9 protein-coding genes and 3 pseudogenes are annotated in these 23999 nt (G+C 65.5%); 5 read left to right on the forward strand and 7 right to left on the reverse strand.

Going from position 1 to position 23999, the window contains the following annotated elements; all coding sequences use genetic code 11:
• Positions 1 to 188: 188 nt before the first annotated feature.
• The 4 genes and pseudogenes from VE759_RS14735 to VE759_RS14750 all read right to left on the reverse strand — a co-directional run.
• Complete coding sequence (locus VE759_RS14735) at positions 189 to 1070, reverse strand: hypothetical protein (protein ID WP_324933712.1); 882 nt, start codon at positions 1068 to 1070, stop codon at positions 189 to 191.
• 67 nt (positions 1071 to 1137) lie between these two features.
• Complete coding sequence (locus tag VE759_RS14740) at positions 1138 to 2139, reverse strand: ATP-binding cassette domain-containing protein (protein WP_324933695.1); 1002 nt, start codon at positions 2137 to 2139, stop codon at positions 1138 to 1140.
• Positions 2140 to 2142: 3 nt separating this feature from the next.
• The gene (locus VE759_RS14745; RefSeq protein WP_324933709.1) at positions 2143 to 3192 is read right to left on the reverse strand and encodes an ABC transporter permease; all 1050 of its coding nucleotides are present in this window, start codon (positions 3190 to 3192) and stop codon (positions 2143 to 2145) included.
• A gap of 124 nt (positions 3193 to 3316) precedes the next feature.
• Positions 3317 to 3601, reverse strand: a pseudogene (locus tag VE759_RS14750) (pyridoxamine 5'-phosphate oxidase); the annotation flags it as partial.
• Positions 3602 to 4235: 634 nt separating this feature from the next.
• On the opposite strand from VE759_RS14750, the pseudogene VE759_RS14755 reads away from it, so the two are divergent.
• Together VE759_RS14755 and VE759_RS14760 are read left to right on the forward strand one after the other, a co-directional pair.
• Positions 4236 to 4472 (forward strand): annotated as a pseudogene (locus VE759_RS14755) (IS1634 family transposase); the annotation flags it as partial.
• A 263-nt stretch (positions 4473 to 4735) separates the two neighbouring features.
• Entirely contained in the window at positions 4736 to 5938 is a 1203-nt protein-coding gene (locus tag VE759_RS14760; RefSeq protein WP_324933697.1) for a glycosyltransferase, read from the forward strand.
• 206 nt (positions 5939 to 6144) lie between these two features.
• Here VE759_RS14760 and VE759_RS14765 read toward each other — a convergent pair whose 3' ends face one another.
• Positions 6145 to 7047 carry a DMT family transporter gene (locus VE759_RS14765; protein WP_324933699.1) on the reverse strand — a complete coding sequence of 301 codons (903 nt, stop codon included), beginning with the start codon at positions 7045 to 7047 and terminating at the stop codon, positions 6145 to 6147.
• A gap of 101 nt (positions 7048 to 7148) precedes the next feature.
• Positions 7149 to 7363 (reverse strand): annotated as a pseudogene (locus tag VE759_RS14770) (IS256 family transposase); the annotation flags it as partial.
• A 958-nt stretch (positions 7364 to 8321) separates the two neighbouring features.
• On the opposite strand from VE759_RS14770, the gene VE759_RS14780 reads away from it, so the two are divergent.
• From VE759_RS14780 to VE759_RS14790, 3 genes are all read left to right on the forward strand, one after another.
• The gene (locus VE759_RS14780; protein WP_324933701.1) at positions 8322 to 15146 is read left to right on the forward strand and encodes a type I polyketide synthase; all 6825 of its coding nucleotides are present in this window, start codon (positions 8322 to 8324) and stop codon (positions 15144 to 15146) included.
• The gene (locus tag VE759_RS14785) at positions 15136 to 20487 is read left to right on the forward strand and encodes a non-ribosomal peptide synthetase (RefSeq protein WP_324933703.1); all 5352 of its coding nucleotides are present in this window, start codon (positions 15136 to 15138) and stop codon (positions 20485 to 20487) included. The genes VE759_RS14780 and VE759_RS14785 overlap by 11 nt, the downstream gene beginning before the upstream one ends.
• Positions 20488 to 20656: 169 nt before the next feature.
• On the forward strand, positions 20657 to 22024 hold the full coding sequence (locus VE759_RS14790) for an FAD-binding oxidoreductase (protein WP_324933705.1): 1368 nt from the start codon (positions 20657 to 20659) through the stop codon (positions 22022 to 22024).
• Between the two features lie 227 nt (positions 22025 to 22251).
• Here the strand turns inward: VE759_RS14790 and VE759_RS14795 are convergent, their stop codons facing one another.
• Entirely contained in the window at positions 22252 to 23256 is a 1005-nt protein-coding gene (locus VE759_RS14795; RefSeq protein ID WP_324933707.1) for an NAD-dependent epimerase/dehydratase family protein, read from the reverse strand.
• Positions 23257 to 23999: the final 743 nt, after the last annotated feature.

The raw sequence follows: 23999 nt of genomic DNA on the forward strand, positions 1-23999 counted from the left end.
TGCTTGACGTTTCTGTTTCGGCTGATGCCTCACAGTGTTTCGGCTGATTCTTTACATCTGTTTCGGTTGATCCTTGACACTCCCGAGATGAGGGAATTGAGCGTGGCCGAGCAGCGGTATCAGGCCGTGTTGGCGGTGATCAGTGACGGCAAAACCGATAAGAGATGGCTGAATGCTGCGAGCTATTGCTACCAGTGCTTCATCGTGATCCGGGCCAACGCCGCGACGTCGGGAAGTGAATGCCACAACGCGTGCCGGCCCGCCACACGCACGGTGTGTACCTGTAGGCCTGCCTGGCGGCAGTCCGCGGCCAATCCGGCCACATCGGCGGCTCGGCTCAGCAGACTCCGCTCGCCGTGCACCACATGCACGGTGAAGCCATGCCTGTGATGTCCGCGCCGTAGGTCAGCGGCGATACGACCACGAGTGAGTGCGAAACCTAGATGCGCCAGGTCAATTCGGGACACCGGCGGTCGAGGATCGCCGCGGCGGTCCACAGGTGCCACAGCAGCCGCGACGCTGCGGTTGCGGTCAAGGTACTCACCGAGGACCTTGTCTTCCGCACGAGTGCAGCCGATCAGGCTCACGATGTTCCAGCGCCGCGTCGCGACGGGCTCGACGAACACTACATGGTCGATGTCCAGTTGGCCCACACCTGAGGCGGCGGCGGCTAGGCTCGCCCCCATCGAGTATCCGGCGAGGATCGACGGCTTCTGCGCCATCTGTGGGTTGTGCGCCACTCCTGCCTTCACCATTCGGTGCGCAACAGCGGTGAAGTCTCCGCCGCGCAGGCCGCGGCGCTCCCGCGGATGAAGCCGCGGGCGGCCGTAGCCGCAGCCCGGCACGTCGACGACTGTGATCTGGGCATCCCAGATCTGGGCAAGCAGCGCGAACCTCTGCAGCTCGAATGGTTCGATGACGGCGAGAAACCCCATGAACAGCAGTACTTGTCGGCTCGCGTCGGCGCCGCCGATCGTCGCCGCGCGCATCCCGTCGATTTCGGACGTCGTGACGATGGCCGGTTCGGCGACATCCCCGAACGGGTACGCGATTGAAAGCACGTAGTTCATATGGCGATTAGATGTCATCGTGGGCTCTGGATTGTTGTGGGTCGGTCGCGCTGGCAACTCCACGCTCCTAACCCATTGCCAGCTCCCGTCCCTCGATGAGGTTGCGCATGCGTGCAGCGCCAACGCGTTCCCGGAAAGCCGGGATGCAGTAACCGACCACTGCGGCATCGGTGCGGGCTCGCGCTGTTGCGGAGCGAGGCAGGCCGAACAGCGGGCCGATCTCGCCGAAGTAGTCGCCTGCCTTGGTGACCCTGAGCACTTTCTCGCCGCCACCCGTTAGTTGCCGGACCATCTCGAGCTCGCCTTCTTCGACGATGTAGATCAGATCTGAAACGGCGCCTTGCTCGAACAAGACCGTTCCCGCCTGCAGACGAATGGTTTCCGGTGCGCGGTTCGCCGTGATGGTCTTCGGCGCCATCTCGACCACACGGTCCGCGAGCGGTAGCAGCCTGGAGTCATGGGTCGCCACGACGACGATGCGCTCGCCCCGCCCGAGGCCGCGTATCAGCCTCAGCACCTCCTCGACCTGGATGTAATCAAGATGTGCGGTCGGTTCATCGGCGAGAATCAGCGGCGGATCGAGGGCGACCGCGCGGGCCACGGCTACCCGTTGTTGTTGCCCGCCGCTCAGCTCGCCGGGGCGATGTCTCATTCGGTCCTGTAAACCGACACGGAACAGCAGCTCCGCTGCGCGTTCGCGCGCCTCGCGGCGCGGCGTTCCGGCCGCAAGCAGCGGCACAAGGACGTTCTCGAGCGCCGTCAAGCTTGGTACCAGGTTGAACGCCTGGAACACGATGCCGACGCCGCGGCGCCGGTATTCCGACAGCGCCCCGCGATTGAGCAGACTGAGCGCGGTTACGTCGATGCCACCGACGGTGATCCGGCCGGAAGTGGGCGTCAGGATTCCGCCGAGGCACGACAGCAATGTCGTCTTTCCGCAGCCGCTCGGGCCGAGCAGTATGGCCAGCGCGCCGGCGTCTATGTCAAGGTTCAGGCCGTTGATCGGGCGGATCGCATAGCCGCCGCTGGAGTATTCGACGACGAGGTCGCGGATGCGTAGGTGGGGCACGGTTCAGGGACCTCCAAACGCCAGCGCGGGATCGACGGTCACCGCCCGCCGGACTGCCGCGGCGCTTGCCAACAGACCGATCCCGACCGCGATCACGGCCAACAACAGGTAGGCCGACGCGGACACGATGACGTCCATTGGGAACAACGGCACGAGCAGCCGGGAAAGTACCGCGCCGAGAGCGGCCGCAAGGCCCGCGACGATGATCGCCTGCAGCACCAGCCCGGCCAGGATCGATCGCGTTGGGACGCCGATCGCCTTGAACACGGCGAAGTCACGCATCCGCTCCAGCGCGGAGAGGTACACGACGGCACCCACAATCAACGCCGCAACGATCCAGAGCAGCACGGACACGATTGCGATCGCGTCGACCGCCACCTTCGTCGGCCGCATCAGGTCGGCTACCGCAACCGCCCGGTCCACGACCCGGAAGCCGTCGGGGACCTGCTTGAGCGTGCCGCGGATACCGATCGACGAGACCAGCGGCTGCCCTCCGTACGCGAGTTGTTGCACACCGTCGGTAGTCATGAAGACGTTCGGCGTCTTCGCCAGCGCGGTGGAATTGTCCACGACGCCGACGATCTGCAGCTTGCGCGAACCAAGCTCGAGCTGATCGCCAACGCGGCGGCCAATCGTGCTTGACACCGCAATCTCGCCAGGTGTCGACGGTGCCCTGCCTTCCGACATGGCCGGCATACCCGGACCGCCCGCGGGTGCGCCGAACACGGTCACCCCATGCGTCGAGCCCCCATCTGTGAAGGTCGAACCCACATACGCGAGCGGAGCAGCAGCATGAACTCCCGGGGCGCCGGAGACGACTTTCAGTTCTGCAGCCGGGAACGGCGCAGCGCCGAGGAAGGGGCCCGTCGCACCGGTGCTGATCAGGAACATATCGAAGCCGAGGGAATCGACGGTGCGCTCATCCTCCGCCCGGAAGCCGTTCGTGAGCCCGGTGAGCACAAGTGTCATCGCGAATACGAGGCCAGTGCCGGCGATCGCGATGGCGAAGCGCAACCTCCGCCACTGCATGTCCCGCAGCGCCGTGAATAGCACCATAGGACGACGTTACCCATGGGCTCAGGTTCCCGAAGCGGGTTGCCTCAAACGATCTTGGTCTGCGCCCAGGCGAGCTCACCCCGGATCTGGCGCGCCCCATGGGACCGTGGCAGACACCCCCGTCCTCGCGTTCGGCCATCGCTTCTACAAACGGACGCGCTTCATCGCCGGGTCGCTGCCCCGACATCCGTTCGGCCACAGCCATCATCGCATCGACCACCAGGTCGCGCTCACGCTCGATTTCTGCGTCGGCGTACACCTGCAATCACGCAACCGGCCAGCGCGCGTCCAGCACGCAGAGGCCGACCTTGCCGTCCCGCGCTACCGCGTGGGCTTTCGCGCGATCCGCCATTGTTGAAATGAGCAGGTCATCGGTGTCGGTCGGTACGTCGTAGACGACCGACATGGCCGGACCGTCGTGCAACCGCCGGTATCCGAAAACGCATGTGCGATGGGTATATACGCAGGAGCGCCGCTCCGATGGCAGCCTGTCGCGGTCGGTAGGGGCTGTGAACGGCTGCAGCGCCAGCAGGTCACGTCGATCTCGAAGGGCTTATTCGCCTTATGCATGTCGGTTGCGGTACCGGTGATCTTTTAGGTACCGCCGTCCTTGGTTGCCTGGCGTTACCGTCGCTCTGTTGTAGGAAACTTCCGAGCCTGTTTCGGGTTGAAGCGTGACATCCTTATACCGTCGGCGGATTTTCCGTCGTACAGCCGTGCGACGAATTCGCCGCTTCCTTGGAGCATGATCGTGAGCACATGATCTTCCGTGGTGAAGTCAATATCGTTGACGTATTGGCCCTGACCGTCAATCGTCACGTTGGCATGCACCGCGCCCGCGGTGGTCGGGCTGCTCGCTGAAGACGCGCTCGACGACGGTGTGGTCGACGGAGCCGACCGTGCCGGCGCGCGCCTCCGCGCTCACTCTGCGCCTCCCGCACGTCGGGAAGCGCGCGCTGGTGGTGCGATTCGCCCGACTGAATTTGCGCACTAAGCCCGGGCCGTAGGCTGCGTTGGTGCCCTACGTGCGCACCGTCAAGGAGTTAGCCGCCCCGAAGGCCGCAGCCGCCGAGCGGCTGGCTGCCGGCCAGACCGTACTGGACCTCGGTGTGGCAGGGCCGTCTGGTGCTGAGCCGTTGCCGATCACCACCTCGCAGATGACCCATCTGTGGGCCAGGTTGTGCGCCGCCTATCGAGTGTTGGGATTGGAGTCGGTCACCAAGGGCAACAACGTGTTTCGTGATCTTGTGCTTGCGTGGATCATCGAACCGAGGTCTTCGCCCATGCCACCCGCCTTTGTCTCGAGGGATGGTCTGAACGACAGAGCCAAGTGGCGCTCCGATTCGTCGCAGCCAGGCCCGCTGGCGCGTACCAGCGGTGCAAGTATGCACTCTATGCGCTGCTACCCGAAGTGGCCGTGTGGATACGATGTGCGGAGACCTCACCATCGACGCGGCGACACGCGGCAGTTATACGACAGAAACGATCGGGCTATGTCTGCCGATGCCGATAGGAGAGCGCGGATGCCCGGGAACGATCAATGAGAATCCTCCTGGCCGGCGACACTTATCCACCGGACGTCAACGGCGCCGGCGTCCTTACTCGTCGACTTGCCGAAGGATTGGCAAGTAGAAGACACGATGTTCATGTCATGGTTCCTTCGCCGGCTAATTCCTCCTACGAAGCGGAATGCGGCGGTATCAGGCTTCATTACCTAGCGTCCCACCGATATCCGTGGCATCCGACGTTCCACATCGCTGATTTCCGTAAGCTTCGGCTAGCCGTAAGTGATATTTTCCAACACGTTATACCCGATGTAGTTCACGTGCATGCGCATTTTGCCGTCGGCCGGTTCGCAGCCGCCGAGTCCCGTAAGTCGAATACTCCATTGATCGCAACTAACCATTTCATTCCGGAAAACGTCAAGTACCAGCTGCCGTTTGAGTTGTTGCCAGAGTTCGTATACGCCCGAGCAGCGGCATTGGCATGGTGGGACCTAGCTAAGGTTTTCCGGTCCGCCGACGTGATTACGGCTCCCACGCCCTATGCGGTTGACGTATTGCGGACCCAAGCAGGAATTGGTCATGCGATACCGGTGTCGTGCGGAGTTGACGTCGCTGCTTACGGTCGGCAGGTGGGCGAAAGAGATCGAACCCGCCGGACAGTTCTATTCGTTGGTCGACTCGACGCCGAAAAGCATATCGACGAAATCATCGACGCACTCGCGCTCATGGACCACAGCGTCCGCCTGAGGATCGTTGGACGAGGTCGTCAGGAAAAGTACCTACGCCGTCACGCCGCCAAGCGCGGGGTCGATGACCGCGTCACCTTTGTCGGTTACTTATCCGACGACGAAGTGCGGGCTGAGTACTCGCGAGCTGATGTGTTCTGCATGCCAGGAACTGCTGAGCTGCAGAGCATTGCGACGCTGGAAGCCATGGCGTCTGGCCTGCCGGTAGTGGCGGCAGCGGCAGGGGCATTGCCGTATCTCGTGAGACCAGGTGTCAACGGAGCGTTGTTCCCGCCCGGTGATGTACGCGCATTGGCTGACGCACTGCAGTACGCCTTGGACGAGGACAATGCGAAAAGCCTGCGAGACGCCAGTCGCCTAACGGCGCAGCAGCATGACTTCAAATTAACGCTGGATGCTTTCGAACGCATATATCTTCACGCTACGCGGCGACTAAACGCACGTCACCGTACGCTGCATTATGGTTTACGGAACACGAACAAAGCAGATTGAGCACTCAATGCAATAATGCTCAAGCTGAATGATCCATATAGGAAGACCGCGATTGAATATGCGCAGTCTCGAAATCTCCCTCCCATCACCCAAACGTTCTTCGGCTGTCAACCCGCCGCGCGGGGCCGCGGCGACGTGACGTGGTTGCTGCGCAGTAGCGCGGGAGCCGCCGAAACCAGCGGGGCACATCTCGCGACCAAGGTTCGCTAGTCGGTGGTGTCGGCCGACTTCTCCCCGGTCTTCTCGCCCCGCTGAGGCGAGGCGCCGGCCTGGCTGCGGGACAGCGCCACCATCGCCACCACCATCGCCGCGACCGAGAACGCGAGTACAACCCGGGCGGCATTATTCTTGGTAATCGTTTCGCCCAGGATGGCGACGCCGAGCACCGACGCGACGAGGGGATTGGAGACGGTGACCGCCGGCAATGATGCGGACAGCGGGCCGGCCCGGAACGCCGACTGTACCCAGGCCGTCGCGGAGATCGCCACCACCCCCCCGGCGTACAGCTCAGGCGTGCGCAGCAATACCCCGATACCGCGGCCAAATTGAGCGACCACGCCCTTGGTCAATACGTAGAACACCCCCCACAGGGAACCGGACAGCAGCCCCAGCAACATTGCGCTGACCGGACCCGAGAAGACCCGGCCGCCAATCGCACACACAATCAGCGCCGGAACCATGATCGCGGCCACGACAGCCCACGCGTGAAGCGACGCCCGAGCATGCCCTTCCTGGGGGTTGCCAACTGTGACGACGACCGCAACCGCAGCTACGAGCAGCACCGCCCAAGTGCCTTCCCAGCGGGTAATCCGGCGGTGATTCACCATGGCGCTGATGAGCAGCGCGAACAACAACGAGATAACCAACAGCGCCTGCACGAGCACCACCGAACCGAAATCCAGCGCCGCTGCCTGCAACGCGAACCCCGCCGCGGCTACCAGGCCGCCTGCCCACCACTGGCGGTCGCGCAGCAGCCGGCCGAACAGCTCGATCGTGCCAACCCGCTCGCCGGTGACGTCTTGGGCGGATTGTTGCTGGATGACTTCGCCGATGCCGATCATCAGGGCAGCTGCAAGGGCGAGCAGCGTCGCGAGGTATGTTCTGGCCACATGGACCTCCTGTACAGTCACGGAGACCGTCCCGACGTGCGGCGGTAGTAGTACCGCCGAATGGGTCGAGCAATTGTCAATAGCTGCGGATCAAGAGCCTTTTATGCTGCCTCCTTTCCGGTTGTCTGGCCAGGGCGTTCGACGAGTTTGCCGTTCTCGAATGTTGCGCCGGCACGTACCAGCGCGACCAGATCCGGCGCGTTCACTTCGCGCCGGCGCGACTGTGCGGCCTCGATCATCTTGTACGCCAAGGCGATTCCCGCCGCTTTGATCCGGGGCCCTTGGTGATCTTGCTCCGGTCGCGGACCGTCGCCAAGCGCGCCGGTCCAGGTTCACCCACCGACCCCCAGCGGCCCTCGTTGAGGCCGAGCTCCCGAGGCACCTGCGCGATCGGTACGCCCGTCTCGCGGATGACGGACCGCGCCATCCCGAAACTCACGATCGAGATTTCGCCGTCGCTAAGGGATGCACATCGGCCGACTCCACCGGTGAAATAGCTAGGGCCCCACGCGATTTGCCTCGGATGAACTCCACTGCGGATAGCTTGTGCCGTTCCAGTGTGCCCTTGCACACGCCAACGTCGGAGCGGCGGTCGGTGCCTAGCGCGGAAACACGGCGCCGAGGAGCTACTCAAGATCGCCACCGCGGCGAGTATGTCGGCGAGCTCGGGCCGTTGTTCCGCATGGCCCGCTCCGCGACGGTGCGGGCACGCACCGACGCGATCGTTACCGGCTGCATCGTGGAGGCATTCCGCCGGCTACTCGAAAACTTGCGCCGAGCGTAGTTTGATCGAACACCACGAAATCGACATAGAGCAAGAAACGACGGAGCATGACCACCACCGCGATCTCGAGGATGCAGCGCTACTGACCGGGCATGCTGATGTCACGGCTCGCGGTGATCACGGCGGCAGCAAGCCGGAGTATCGGTGCAGCAAACCGCTTGTGCGCCCAACAGATTTTGACGCGGACAAGGGCCGGGTCGACCCGGTCGACATCGCCACAGCCCGGCACCCGCGGCGGGCGATCTGCGCCCCGCGTGGACGGCCGCCGCCTGTACGTAGCGACCCACGGGCGATCCGGCGGCGGTCGGTGCGCGACGAGGCCCGAGGAACGGTTGACTCCCCCGATGTAGAGCCAATTTACTTTGAAAAGTGGCCCAAGGCTGAATTGACTCTGAAAAAGTGGCCCGAAGGCCGATAGCCCGAGGGGGAGATGAGCACCGCCGACCGACATGCCGAGCGCGCAGAAGACCACGTCGAACTAGGTCGCGAAATGCCAGACTACGTGCCGCTTAATACGCCGACGCTGCTTGGGCTATTGCAGGAGCGAGCCGTACGCGATCCGGATAAGGTTGTGTTCAGCTTCTCCCGCGATGGCGAGGAACAACAAGTCAGCCGGCTGACCTATCAACAGCTGGACGCGAAGGCGCGAGGAATCGCGTCGAGCCTGCAACAGCAGGGCGCCACGGGCCGGCGTGTGCTAGTCGTCTGCCACCCGGGCTTGGACTTTATCGCCGGTCTCTTCGGATGTCTCTACGCGGGGGCGGTCGCTGTACCGCTACACCCGCCGGTGCGCAAGCAGTTGGTTCCGCGCGTCGCGTCGATCGTCGCGGATGTACAAGCCGACTTCGCTCTCACCACCGCCGAGTTGCACGCGAAAATCGGGGGAACGGTGGACGGCCTGCTCGAGGGGCGTTGCGTGCGGTGGTGTCTCATCGACGCGGTCGTCTCAGACGGCGAGGAATGGGTCGCGCCGGAGATCGACCCGAGCGAACTCGCCATCGTGCAGTACACCTCCGGCTCTACAAGCTCACCGAAGGGCGTCGTGCTAACGCACGCCAACCTTCTCCATAATCTGGAGGTCATCCGTCAGGCGTGGCACCCCGAGGGGACGGTCGCTGTGTTCTGGCTGCCGCCCCATCATGACATGGGTCTAATCGGCGGCATCCTCGAGCCGATTTATGCCGGGGCCGCTTCGGTCCTTATGCCGCCGAACGCCTTCATCAAGCGTCCGATGCGGTGGCTGGAAGCAATTTCCCGGCACCGCGCGGCAATCACCGCTGCACCGAACTTCGCCTACGAACTGTGTGTCGCGCTCAGTAGCCCGGAGGAGCGTGCGGCGCTCGATCTGTCCTGCTGGCGCACGGCCCTGTGTGGTGCCGAGCGGGTTCGCCCCACGACAGTGCAGGATTTCGCCAACGCCTTCGCCGAGGCTGATTTCCGGCCGGAGGCGTTTCGTCCGGTGTATGGGCTGGCGGAGGCGACCCTGCTGGTGTCCGGTGGGCCGGACTGCGCCGTACCGCTGGTTCGACACATAGATGGTGTCGCGCTGCGCGGGCACCGGGTTGTCGAGGTCGCGCCCGAGCACCCAGCCGCTGTGGCAATGGTCGGTTGCGGTCAGCCGCGGGATGGCCAAGAGGTCATCATTGTCGATCCGGTGACCCGACGGCCGTGCGGGGCGGACGAGGTCGGCGAGATCTGGGTCGCCGGGCCGAGCGTTGCACGGGGTTACTGGGAAAGGCCCGAGCAGACCGAGGAGGCATTCTCGGCATATCTTGCGGAGACCGGGCGCGGCCCGTTCCTCCGAACCGGGGACCTGGGGTTCTTTCGCTCCGGTGAGTTGTTCGTCACGGGACGCCGCAAGGATCTCATCATCATTCGCGGCCGCAATCACTACCCCGGCGATATCGAAACAACCGTCCAGGACTGCCATCCGGCGCTCGTGCCGGGCCGAGGTGCGGCCTTCTCAATCACGCCGGGACCGGCCGCCGAGCAGCTTGTTCTCGTTCAGGAGGTGAACCACCATCAGCTGGGTGAGGCCGAACTCGCCGAAATCGTGCATGCGATCCGGGCCGCGATCACAGAGCAACACGGTATTCAGGCATACGCCGTTGTTCTCGTGGGGCCCTTGCGGATTCCTACCACATCCAGCGGCAAAATCCAGCGGAGCAGGTGCCGAGAGCAGTTCCTTGACGGCGAGCTTGAGCCGGTCGTTGAATGGCACACATCGCCGCCTCCCGACGTCCACCCTGCCGTAGCGGCCGCATCGGAACACGACCGGCGCCGTGCGGCGGAGATCGCCGACTGGTTCGTCTTCCAGCTCTCTCGTGAACTCGGGCTCCCGGCAACCGAGATCGACACATCCCGCCCGTTCGCCTATTACGGCCTCGACTCCGTCCATGCCGTCCGACTGACTGCCGCACTGGAGGAGTGGCTGGGACGCGAGCTGTCGCCCACGCTGGCGTACGAGTACCCGACGATCGACCTTCTTTGCAGCCATCTGGCCGGGGAGGCCCCCGTCAACGACCGCACCGCCGCACTGGCCGGGGACGGCGGCGGCGCGCCGGCCGGCGCCGTGGACGAGCCGATCGCGATCATCGGCATCGGCTGCCGGTTTCCGCGTGCCGACGGGCCGGCGGCGTTCTGGCGGCTGCTATCGGACGGCGCAGACGCGATCAGCGAGATACCCCCGGATCGCTGGGACGCCGATGCGTTCTACGACCCGGATCCGTCCGTGCCTGGCACCGCGGTCAGCCGGCGGGGCGGTTTCATACGCGGAGTCGGCCAGTTCGATTTCCAATTCTTCGACATCTCGCCGAAGGAGTCGGCGCAGATGGACCCCCAGCAGCGTCTGCTCCTGGAGGTGGCTTGGGAGGCATTGGAAGACGCCGGGCAGGTGCCAGAGCGGCTTGCCGGCAGCCCCACCGGCGTATTCGTCGGCATCTCCACCAACGACTACGGACATCTCCCGGCCGGCCAGTTACAGCTTGTCGACGCCTACACGGGCACTGGCAACGCGTTCAGCATCGCCGCCAACCGGCTCTCTTACCTCTACGACTTCCGCGGACCGAGCATGGCAATCGACACCGCCTGCTCGTCGTCGTTGGTCGCCGTCCACCTGGCTTGCCGCAGCCTGCGCGACGGCGAGTGCACACTGGCCCTGGCCGGAGGGGTGAACGTCATCCTGTCTCCGGCGCTCATGATCAACTTCTCCAAGGCCAGGGTGATGGCTCCGGACGGCCGCTGCAAGACTTTCGACGCCGGCGCGGACGGCTATGTGCGAGGCGAAGGCGCCGGGATCGTCGTCCTCAAACCACTCAGTCGGGCACTAGCCGACAACGACCCGATCTATGCGGTGATCCGCGGCACCGCCACCAACCAGGATGGTCGGACGAACGGGCTGATTGCACCCAGCCGGCAATCGCAGGAAGCTGTGCTGGCCACGGCCTACCGCCGCGCCGGTCTTTCACCCGGCACCGTCCAATACGTCGAAGCGCACGGCACCGGAACATTCCTCGGCGATGCAATCGAGGCGAGGGCCGTGGGTACCATCCTGGCGGACAGTCGTCCGCCAGGCAGCCGGTGCCTGATCGGCTCGGTCAAGACCAACATCGGCCACCTGGAAGCGGCGGCCGGAGTGGCCGGGCTCATCAAGGTAGCGTTGGCTTTGCGGCATAGGGCGATCCCGCCGAGTCTGAACTTCGTCGAGCCCAACCCCAACATCCCCTTCGACAGCCTGCCGTTGCGGGTGGCGCGGACACTCACCCCGTGGCCGGAGAACGGTGGGCGAGCGGTCGCAGGCGTAAGCTCGTTCGGCTTCGGCGGCACCAACGCGCACGTCGTCCTTACCGAAGCCCCGCAAATTCGGGTCACCGCGCCCGAGCGCGGCACGGCAGCGGATCGAGCCGAGTTGCTGCCGCTCTCCGCGCGGTCGCCTGAGGCCCTGGCTGCACTGGCCAGCCGGTACGAGTCGGCGTTGGCCACCGGGGTGGGGCTCGCCGACCTGTGCTACACGGCCGGCGCCCGTCGCGGCCACCACGAGCATCGGCTATCCGTGGTCGGAGACTTCCCCTCCACAATGTCTGAATCCCTGGCGGCCTACCGGCACGGGGAGTCGCAGCCCGGGCTCTCCGTCGGACATTGCCGTCGCGGCCAGCGCCCCGACGTGGTCTTCGTCTTCTCCGGCCAGGGCTCGCAGTGGCACGGCATGGGGCGGCGACTGCAGGCCGAGGAGCCGGTGTTCCGCGACGCCTTAGCAGCGTGCGACCGCGCGCTAAAGCCCTATCTGGGCAGCTCCGTGCTCAAGGCGCTGGCCGAGGACAGCCGTTCGGAACTCGCAGACATCGGCCTCATCCAACCCTCGATCTTCGCTATCCAGGTAGCGCTGGCCGCACTATGGCGCTCATGGGGGGTCGAGCCCACCGCAGTGGTGGGGCACAGCCTGGGTGAAGTTGCGGCTGCGCACGTCGCCGGTGCGCTGAACCTTAAAGACGCCGCACGGGTGATCTGCACTCGAGCCCGGAGGCTTCGGAAGGTGCGCGGCCGCGGAGCGATGGTGGTGGCGGAGGTCAGCCTGGCCGAGGCACAGGAGCTCGTCGCCAGCCGGGAGCGCCAGGTCGCGATCGCCGCGAGCAACAGCTACCGAACGACGGTGTTGTCCGGGGATCAAACGGTTTTGGCGGATCTGATGGCGGTGCTGGAGCAGCGCGACCGGTTCTGCCGGTGGATCGACGTCGATGTAGCCGCCCACAGCCCGCAGATGGACGCGTTAGTTGCCGGTCTGCGCGCTGGGCTCGGGGGATTGCGGCCGACCGCACCGACGACACCCATCTACTCCACGGTGGCCGGCGACCTACTGACCGACCGCTTGCTCGATGCCGACTATTGGACGGAGAATCTGTGCTCGCCGGTGCGCTTCTCGCCTGCACTGCGGCGGCTGCTCGACGGTGGTCATGACACATTTGTTGAGATCAGCCCTCATCCCATCCTGCTGAGCGCTGTCCGCGAGGACGCCGAGGACCTGGGGCGGAGTTGCACCCTACTGCAGTCCATGCGTCATGACGATGGGGGGCGGGCGACGGCGCTGGCTTCGCTCGGCACCCTCTACACGCTTGGTCAGCCAGTCGCCTGGGAGCAGCTGTACCCCTCGGGCGGCCAATGCGTAGCTGCACCGACATATCCGTGGCAGCGTGTCCACTCCTGGTTGGACGCGGGGAGCATTACCGCGCCGCCGCACGGCGCCAGCGCCGACCCGTTACAGCGGATCCCCGGCGAGGTACCGACGATGAGCGCGGCGGATTTGCGCGACCGGATGTACCAGCTGCGGTGGCAGCCCGAATCCATCCCGCCGGACCGGGACGGGTCGAGCCGGCCGGTCGAAGCGGGAAGCTGGCTCATCTTGAGTGACGGGGGCGTCACCACGGACACGCTCCGGGACTACCTCGAATCGCATTCTCAGACATGTGTGCTGGTCGAGCCGGGCGTTGACTTCGAGCGTCTCACACCGGACAGTTACCTTCTCAACCCGGCGCAGCCTGAACACTTTCGGCAGCTGTTCGAAGACGCGTTCGGGGACGAGCGGCCACCGTGCCGCGGGGTGGTGCATCTGTGGGATCTGCCGACCGCGCCGCCGGTCGACACAACGCCTGGCTCGCTGGAGTCGGCCACCACCCTGGGCCCACTGAGCGTACTGCATCTCGTGCAGGCGCTGGCGTTGGCCGGCTGGTTGGACCCGCCGCGCCTGTGGCTGGTGACCCGCGGGGCGCAGGTGACAGATACCGGTGCCGAATCCGTGTCAATCGCCCAGGCTCCGGTGTGGGGGATGGGCCGTACCATCGACCGCGAACATCCAGAGCTGCGCTGCACCTGCGTCGATTTGTCCGCGGGCGGCGGCCCGGAAGAGCTGCGGGCGCTGTTCCGGGAGGTGTGGGCGGATAACCGCGAGGTTGACGTGGCACTCCGTGGCAGCCGCCGCTACGTCGCGCGGCTGACCCGCTACGAAGAGGCCGAACCCGCCGACACCCCGGCCTTCAGGGCAGAAGCCACCTACCTCATCACCGGCGGGCTCGGCGCGCTCGGATGTGTGGTGGCCGCGTGGATGGCTGAGCAGGGTGCCCGGCATCTGGTCCTCATGGGGCGCGGCGCGGCCTCGGAGTCGGCGCAGGAGACGCTGGACGCGTTGCGGGTGGCCGGCACCGAGGTAATGGTCGCGCGCGGCGACGTCACCAGGGCGGACCAGGTCGCGGCCGTCCTTGAGTCGATAGGCGCGTCGATGCCACCGCTGCGTGGGGTGGTGCATGCGGCCGGGATCATCGACGACGGCATCCTGCAACGCCTCGACGAGCGACAACTCCGAGAGGTCATGGCGCCCAAGGTCCAGGGCGCTTGGAATCTGCACGCGCTGACCCGAGACGCGGCACTGGACTTCTTCGTGCTCTTTTCGTCGGCGGCGTCACTCCTGGGCTCGCCTGGGGCGGCGAACTACGCGGCAGCGAACGCTTTCCTCGACGCGTTGGCATGGCATCGACGTGCCGAAGGCCGACCAGCGTTGAGCATCAACTGGGGGCCATGGGCTGAGCTTGGCTTTTTCACCCGCTCTGAGCTGCACCGCTTCTTCGCCCAATACGGCGTCGAGGCCACGCCCGCGGCCGAATGCCTCCGGGCACTCTCGTCTTTGCTGGCGTGTTCCGCTACGCAGGCCGCGGTCCTCGACATCGACTGGGCGCGGTGGCGCCCGGGCGCACACTGGCGGCTGCTCGCGGATCTTCGCGTTGCCCCCTCGGGCGACAAGCCGGAAGGCGGGAGTGCGCCTGGGCCGGGAAGCGGCCTCTACGATGCGCTGCACGGTGCAACACCGGAGGAGCGCCAACGGCTGCTCGAGTCGTACCTGCGCGATATCGCTGCCGGCAAACTCGGTCTGGCCCCATCGAGCCTGGACATTCGGGCACCCCTCAGCAGCCTCGGCGTCGACTCGCTCATCACATTGGAGCTGCGTATCCAGGTTGAACGCGACTTGGGCATCGTCGTGCCGGTCGCCCGGCTGCTGGATGGGCCGAGCGTGGCCAGTCTCGCCGGCTGGCTTGGCGACCACCTGTCGGCCACCGGTCCCACCCTGATGGCAGCCGGCACACCCGGGACGCAGCCCGACGGGGCGGCGCAGAAGACCACCGACGAGAAAATGACTTATGCCGCACCGTCACGCGGCATCGACCTGCTCACCCGGGTGCCTGAGCTTTCCGACGATGCGGTGAAAGAGCTGCTCCAGAAGGTCATCGCCGAGCGAGAGCTTGTCGTGAAGGAGGGTAGCGATGACGGATAAGTCCATCGACATCTCCGGCCTGTCTCCCGAGAGAATGCGCGCGCTGTTGTCCCAGCTGCTCATGGAGGAAGCGGAGGACTCGGCGTCGGTGTATCCGCTGTCGTACGGACAGCGATCCATGTGGTTCGTCCATAAACTTGCACCGGCCAGCGCCGCCTACACCATCACGTACGCCGGGCGGATCAGCGGCGAGCTCGACGTGCCGGCACTGGAACGCGCGGCCCAGGTACTCGTTGACCGGCATCCGATGCTGCGGACCACGTACGCCGAGCGCGACGGGCAACCGGTTCAACTCGTTCATCCACAATGGCCGGTGCGGATCGCCCGGCACCGCCTCGGCCCCGGTGAGCTCGAGCTCGACGAGTGGATCCGCCGGGAGACCGATCGTCCTTTCGACCTGTACACCGGCCCGGTGTTGCGGCTGACGCTGCTACAGCGCACACCCGGGGAACACGTACTCCTGTTGGTGGTGCATCACATCGCGGTCGACTTCTGGTCCATCGACGTCATTCTCGATGAGCTGCGCCTGCTGTACGCGGCCCAGCATGGTGCGGCCCCGCCTCCGCCACCCGGGGAACGCTACGTCGACTACGCCGACCGGCAGACCCGGATGCTCGCAGGTGCCGAAGGCGAGCGCCTCTGGGGCTACTGGCGTGATCAGTTGGCCGGCGACCTGCCGGTCCTCCGATTGCCCACCGACCGGCCGCGGCCTGCTGTCCAGACCTACCGGGGCGCCGTACACCGCTTCACCCTCGACGACACGCTGACGGCCGGGCTCAAGCAGGTAGGCCGGAGCGTGGGTGCGACGCCTTACATAACACTGCTGGCGGCCTGGGCCACCTTGCTGCACCGCTACAGCGGCCAGGACGACCTGGTCATCGGCTCACCTTTCGCATGCCGTGACCGGGCCGCGCTGGAGGGTCTGGTCGGCTACCTCACCAATCCGGTGGCCTTGCGCGCCGACCTGCACGACGATCCAACGTTCACGGTCCTGCTCCGCCGCGTCAAGGACACCGTACGGGGCGCCCTCGCACACCAGGACTATCCGTTCCCGCTGCTCGTTGAGCGCCTTCGGCCAGTGCGAGACGGGGGCCGCACGCCACTGTTCCAGGTCTCGTTCGCCTGGGAACAAGCGCGCCGTTTCTCCGACGGGCCCGGCCCGGAAAGCGGGGGGCTGCACCTGGAAACCCTCCACATCGGGCAGGGCGGCGCGCCGTTCGATGTGATGATGGAGATGGGTGAACACGGCGGGAAGCTATCCGGTGTGCTCCAGTACAACACCGACCTCTTCGACGCCACCACGATCGAGCGGATGGCCGGGCACTTCGACACACTCCTCGGCGGTATCGTCGCCGATCCCGACCGGCGAGTCTCGCAGCTGCCGCTGCTCACCGGGGCGGAGCGCCGTCAGCGGGCCGGCTGGAACCAAACCCTGGTCGTCTACGACGCCCCGCCCCGCCTGGACGAGATGGTGGCGGCAACAGTCGCACGCATCCCAGGCGCCAACGCGGTGACGTGTGATGACCGCGAATTGACCTACGCGGAACTCGACCGGCGGGCCAGCGGCCTGGCACACCGGCTGCGGCAACTCGGCGTGGGCCCCGACATCGTTGTGCCCGTCCTGCTGGACCGCTCCGAGGATGTGGTGGTGGCGCTGCTGGGCGTCCTCAAGGCAGGTGGCGCCTTCCTTCCGCTGGACCCGGCGGAGCCCGCGCAGCGCATGGCCGAGATGCTGGCCGACGTACCGGACGCGCCGGTCTGCGTCACCCACCAGCGCCATCTGGCGCGCCTGCCCCCGGGCTTCAACGGTCACCGGCTATGCCTGGACTTGCCGTCGGCACCATCGGGCGAGGACGCCACCCCTGCTCCCGTCACCGCGATGACGTCGGCAAACCTCGCCTACGTCATTCACACGTCCGGTTCCACCGGCACGCCGAAGGGAGCCCTCAACACCCACGCTGGGATCCGTAACCGCCTGCTGTGGATGCAAGACGCCTACCCGCTAACCGCCGACGACAGGGTGCTGCACAAGACCCCGATGAGCTTCGACCCGTCCGTCTGGGAGATCTTCTGGCCACTGATCGTCGGCGCCCGGGTTGTCATCGCAAAACCCGAGGGCCACAAGGACGCCGCGTACCTGGTTCGGACCATCGTCGAGCAGGGCGTCACCACAATGCATTTCGTGCCGTCAATGTTGCGCCGCTTCCTGGCCGAGCCCGGCGTGGCCGCGTGCACCGGGCTGCGCCAGGTGTTTTGCAGCGGCGAGGCGCTGGCGCATGACCTGCGGGACGACTTCCTGGCCAAGTTGGACGCCGAGCTATACAACCTTTACGGCCCCACCGAGGCCGCGATCGACGTCACCCATTTCCACTGCGAGCGCGGCGTATCCGACCCGCTGGTTCCGATCGGGCGACCGATCGCCAACACCCGCACCCACATTCTGGACGCCCATTTCCAACTGGTGCCGGTGGGGGTGCCCGGCGAGCTGTTCATCGGCGGTGTCGGGCTCGGGCGCGGCTACCTCAACCGGCCCGATGCAACGGCCGCCAGCTTCGTCGCCGATCCGTTTGCCGACAACCCCGGCCAGCTGCTCTACCGCACCGGCGACCTGGCCAGGTACCTGCCCGACGGCAACATCGAATACCTGGGACGGCTCGATTACCAAGTGAAGATCCGCGGCTTGCGGATCGAGCCGGGCGAGGTGGAGGCCGCACTGGCGAAACACCCGTCAGTGTTGGAGAACGTGGTGGTGGCCAGAACCGATGGCCGCGGCAACACCCTCCTGGTCGCCCACGTCGTGGCAGCCAACGGCGCCGCGCCGTCGACGGCAGAGTTGCGCCGCTTCCTGCTGGAGCTTCTTCCTGCCGCTATGGTGCCGGCCGTCTTCCAGCTGACGGCCACGCTCCCGCTCACGCCGAGCGGAAAGGTGGATCGCCGAGCGTTGATGACAGCCGATGGCACGCCGAGGCCGCAGGAGCCGGCATTCGTCGCTCCGCGCACGCACACCGAGCAGGTCCTGGCCGAGATCTGGTGCGAAGTACTCGACCTGGAACGAGTCGGCGTCAACGACGACTTCTTCGCTCTCGGTGGTGCCTCGACGCAGAGCCTGGACGTCGCGGTGCGGGCGAACACGGCAGGCCTGCCACTGCGACCGGAGTCGATGTTCGTGTACGGCACGATTGCCGAGCTGGCCGCCGAATACGGGCCGGTCGCCGACGATGAGCCGGACCACCGGCAAGCCGCGGGATCCGGGCAACAGACGGACCGGGACGCCGCCGAGGCGGGCGGAGCCGTTCACAGGGAACCTGTGCGAGCAAGACCCCACAAGAAGCGAAACACGGTAATCGAAAGCCTCGGCGTGTACCTGCCGGCGCGGACGGTGTCGACCGAGACTGTCCTGGCCGAGTGTGCCAACGAAATCCGCATACCGCTGGAACGCCTGACCGGCATCAAGAACCGGCGGGTGGCCGGCGACGGCGAGTTTTCGATCGACCTTGCCAGGAAGGCGGCGGCGGATTGCCTGGGCCGGTCGAGCTATCGGCGCGAGGAGATCGACCTGGTCGTCGCCTGCAGCATCTCTCGTTGCGACGGACCCGGGCACAGGTTCACCTTCGAGCCCAGTACCGCCTCGCGGCTGCGCGATCAATGCGGCCTTATCAACGCGGTGGCCTTCGACCTCAGCAACGCCTGCGCCGGAATGTTCACCGGCATCACCGTGGCGGACGCTTTCCTGCAGATCGGGTTGGTTCGGTGCGCCCTGGTGGTCAGCGGCGAATACATCAGCCACCTCACCGAGACCGCGCAAAAGGAAATCGATGACCCGATGGACCCCCGGCTCGCCTGCCTGACCGTCGGTGACGCCGGCGCGGCGGTGATCCTGGAGCGCGGGCCCAACAGCCGGGTCGGCTTCCACGACATCGATATGGCCACGCTCAGCCGGTACAGCAAGCTTTGCATCGCCAAGGCGACCGACCGCCCGCACGGCGGCGCCATCATGCTGACCGACTCCGTCACGCAGACCGCGATCGCGGTCAAGCATGCGGTGCCCTACGTCACTGCCGTGATGCAGCGCCACGGGTGGCGGCCCGAGACCTGTGACCACGTGGTGATGCACCAGACATCGGAGGCGTCGCTCAACGACGCAGTCGTCGCCATCAACCGGATGTTCGGACAAGCCGCGGCCCACCGGGGCAATACCATCTACAACCTGGCGGAGCGGGGGAACACCGCCAGCACGACACACTTCGTTGCGCTGAGCGACCACATCCGCAGCAATCGGATCAAGTCTGGAGACAACGTGGTCTTCAGCATCACCGGCTCCGGACAGACCGTCGGTGCCGCGCTGTATACCTTCGACGACCTACCCGACCGGATGCGCCGAGGGACCACCGGCCAGCACAGCCACAGCAATCCGACCGGCAGCTATCGCAAAGACGCACCCGCGGGGCCCTGTGTGCGCATCGACAGCGTAGGCATCGCTCCCGAGTGGCAATCGGAGCAATCGGCGCCTCCAAGCTCGGTACAGCTCGCGGTTCAAGCGGCAACTGCGTGCCTTGACCGCAGTAGCCTTGATCGGTCAGCAGTCGATCTGATCATCCACGCCGGCGTCTACCGCGACGACTTTCTCAGCGAACCGGCGGTAGCCGCGCTTGTCGCCGGCGAACTCGGACTCAACGGCGACGTGCAGTCCCCGGACGGGCCCAAGACCCTCGCCTTCGACGTCCTCAACGGCGCGGTCGGCTTCCTCAACGCCTGCCACGTCGCCGTCGGAATGATTGGGGCGGGAAAGGCCGCACATGCAATGGTCGTGGCTTCGGAGATAGAAAACAACACCCCCGAAAGCGGCTATCCGCTCAACGGCATCAGCGAGACGGGGTCCGCCGTTCTGCTGAGCAGGAGCGACGGCACGGTAGGCTTCGGCCGATTCGTCTTCCAGCAGCATCCCGAGTACGGCGGGGCACTGGCGACCTACACCCAGCAACACCAGGGCCGGACCTGGCTGCAGATCGACCGCGACCCCAACCTCGCGGGCCTTTACCTGGGTTGTATCCCCTCCACCGCCAAGGAACTCTTGACGCTGGAAGGACTGGACCCCGCCGACATCGCGATCGTGTTCCCGCCGTATCTGTCCCCGGCGGCCCTCAGCGAACTGGCCGCCCGGATCGGCATCCCGAGATCACGGTTCGTCGACCTCCCCGTCGACACCGACCCCTTCACCTCGTCCCTGCCGTACGGGCTGGAGCACGCCCGGCGGCATGGGCTGGTACGGGCGGGCGACATCGCGCTGATCGTGACGATCGGCTCAGGTGTCCAGATCGGCTGCACCACCTACCGCTTCTGATTCCCATGCTGGAGTTGGTCACCGGAGGAACCCGGTTCGTCGAGTCGAACCTCGTGGCGGGCTTGACCAACAGAGCTGTCGTCCGCTGCCGTCCAGAGCGCATACGACTGGTACCTAAAAAGCCATTACCTGCGGAAACAGGCGGCCATCCCGAGACACGGAGACAGCGATGACACGTACGATCCACACGGTTCCCGGATTCACGGGCGAGGTGGTCTATCCCGACAGCGCCGACTACGACTCGGCGCGGCAGGTCTTCAACGGCCTGATCGATAAGCGGCCGAGCGTTTTGCTCCGCTGCCGCTGCCGCGCGGACATCGTCGCCGCCATCCGCTACGCCGTCAGCTCTGGAGCCGAGATCGCGGTGCGTTGTAGCGGACACAGCGTCGCAGGGCACTCCTCGACCGATGGCGGTATCGTCATCGACCTCTCCCTCATGCGCGGTGTAGTTGTTGACCCCGAGCACCGAATCGCGGTCATCGAGCCCGGCGCGGCCTGGCGCGACATCGACCAGGTCACCGCCCGCTACGGTCTAGCCTGCCCCGGTGGGGTGGTGTCATCGACGGGCGTGGGCGGGTTCACGCTCGGCGGGGGCGTCGGCTGGTTGTCCCGGGCATACGGGTTGACCTGCGACAACTTGACCGCCGCGGAGCTGGTGCTTGCCAACGGGGAAATGCTGTTCGTCAGCGAGTCGCAGAACCCGGAGGTTCTGTGGGGACTGCGCGGTGGCGGCGGCAACTTCGGGGTGGTCGCACACTTCGTGCTCGACCTGCATCCAGTCGATCACGTCATCGGGGGCGTGCGAGCCTACGACGACACCGAGGCCGAGGCCGTGCTCGAACACTTCCGCGCCCAGATGGACAACGCCGACGACCACCTCGCGTCCTTCGTCGACTTCGGAACCGATGAGAGTTCAGGACGCCGCCTGGTCACGATCCTTGGCTGCTCGACGGGATCGGAAGAGGTCGGTCAGGCCGCTATCGGTGCGCTGCTGCACGTCCGCGGGGTGACCACCGAACCGGTGATGTCGCTGCAGCGCAAACTCCAGTATCCCGCCTGGCAACAGGTCCTCGACCACACGTCCCCATACGGTCGGTTGAACTATTGGAAGTCGATCTTCCTCACGGAGCTATCGGATGAGGCCATCCGGCGCATCGCGCCGCTCGGGCGAACTCGCCCCGCGCCTCAAACACGTCTACACCTGATCCGGCTTGGCGGTTTTTCGAGCCGTGTTCCGCCCGAGGCGACAGCCTTTTCGACCCGCAACCATCCCTACATCGTCCATCTGATCACCACGTGGACCGACCCCGCTGACACCGAACGATGCAAGTCATGGACCGATCAAGCGTACGAAACTCTGCGTCCCCTCGGTCCGGCAAGCGCGTATCTCAACTTCGTCGGCGACGAAGGGCAGGCCCGCATCCGGGCCAGCTTTGGTGAAGTCACCTACCGGCGCCTCGCCAAGCTGAAGGCTCGCCTCGACCCAAACAACCGCTTCGCCCTCAATCAAAACGTCGAGCCCGCAACGGATACGTGAACCCGGACGCAGTTCGCCGCTGAGCAGTCCGGGACTGCGCGGTCGCGGAGTTCTGCTGCGTGCCGACGTCGTTGGGCAATACCGAGTGCTAGGCGCCCTGCCACGGCGATGGGTGAAACAGCAAGAAGCTCGTGGCCAACCCACTCAGAAGTTGGTGCATGCCGACGGGTATCGGCATAGAGGCTGGCGTTTTGTGGCAGTAACCCAATACAACTACAAAACCAAGATCATGGTGTCTCCCCAGATCGGATCATGCCTCGAGTGCGAAACCACCTGACCGCGTTGCGGATCGCAGGCTCGATGGGGCCCACTACATAGGCCAGTTCTCGCACCGCCTTATCGCTGCAGAACCGGTAACGGTCGGTGAACGCGTATCGGATGGAGATCGAGTTCACCGTGGTTTCCCGACCAGTGATCTCAAGCAGATCGCCGGCCTTACCCGCGATCCATGCGACCGGATAGGGCAGCCGTCTACGCGGCGGGTCGACCCCGGTCACCCGTGCCACTCGCTCCGTGAAGTCGCGATACGTCAGCTCCTGGCCGCCCAGAATGTAGCGCTCGCCACGTTTCCCGTGCAACCAGGCGGCGATCATCCCACGCGCCACCTCGTAGACATCCGCGAAGTTGTTGTATCCCGGGGTCCAATAAGGAACTCTGCGATTGGCGATCTCGACGATGAGACGGCCAGAACTGGGTCTGGCATCGCGCGGGCCGACCAGGTAGGTGGGGTTCACGATGACGGCATCCAACTTGTCGCAGGCCAGCTCCACCAGGATTTCGGCTCGCCATTTGGTGACTGCGTAGGCCGACGCCAGCCCAGCTTTGTCCATAGCCCAAGGGGTCTGCTCGTCGGCAGGCGTGCCCTCGGGCGCGGGTCCCATCGTGTTGGCGGTCGACGTATAAACAACCCTCGGCGTCCCGGCGGCAATCGCAGCTTCGACGACAGCTCGCGTGGCGCCTATGTTGACGGCCGACATCGCCGGTGTGATAGTTCGCCTGGTCGATACGCATGCGGCGCAATGGAAGATCACGTCGGCGCCAGCGAACACATCGCGGAGCTCGGGGACCGAACCGAGGTTGGCGCACACCCACTTGATCGGGAGGTCGGCGAGCGAACTCGTATCGGTGCTCGGGCGCCGCGTCGCGGTCACGGTGTGGCCCTGCGCGATGAGTTCAGCGGCCAGGTTGGCTCCCAGCAGCCCGCTTGCTCCGGTTACCACAGCGTGTGCCATCGGGTTTTCCGTTCAGGAGAGTATGCAGTCGTGGATGTCGGCTGGCGCATCGGGCCGTCGGCCAGTTCGGTGGCGCAGTCCGGTAGCACCCCATGGTCGACGCCCATTACGGGTCAACCCTGAAACGGTGTGCGATACCGCGCGGTCGGTGGCCAGTGGTGGGCCCACGGGCGCGCTGATTCCAGTTGCGCGGCAAGCGAAACGAGTGTGGACCCATCGTTGGGTTGCCGCACATGCGGCGAAACCTGACGATCGCGCACCAACTGCGCCTGCCACGCCACCGCGTGCCCTTCCGGCCCCAACCACCGACCGAGTGTATGCACACGCTTTTACCGACGCCGGCAAAGCGCATCTCCCGTGAGACGACCACGCACCGGGCGCCGGGCACCAATGAGGTGGCGCCCCGGCCACGATCACGACGATCGCCGTCACCGTGCTCAATGCTCCGACGGTGATCGCTGTCCATGCCAGCGCGCGTCCACTATTCGTGAGTAGTCCACTACTCGTGACGTGAGTTGAACGAGGCGTCAATTATGGGGTTAGGCCAACCCGGCCATTGGTGGCGTTGACGGATTCGCCATCTGCGCGGGTGTGGAGGGCACCATGAAGATTGCTTGGCAGGGACGTTCCGCGTTCTGTGCGGAGATCAGGCTGATTGCCCTGTTGACGTGCGCGACCATCCTGTCGATCAGTACATCTGGGAGTTATGCCGGTAACACTGGTGGCGTAACCAGGACCTTTGC

This window comes from Mycobacterium sp. (assembly GCF_035640695.1).
Lineage (GTDB): Bacteria > Actinomycetota > Actinomycetes > Mycobacteriales > Mycobacteriaceae > Mycobacterium.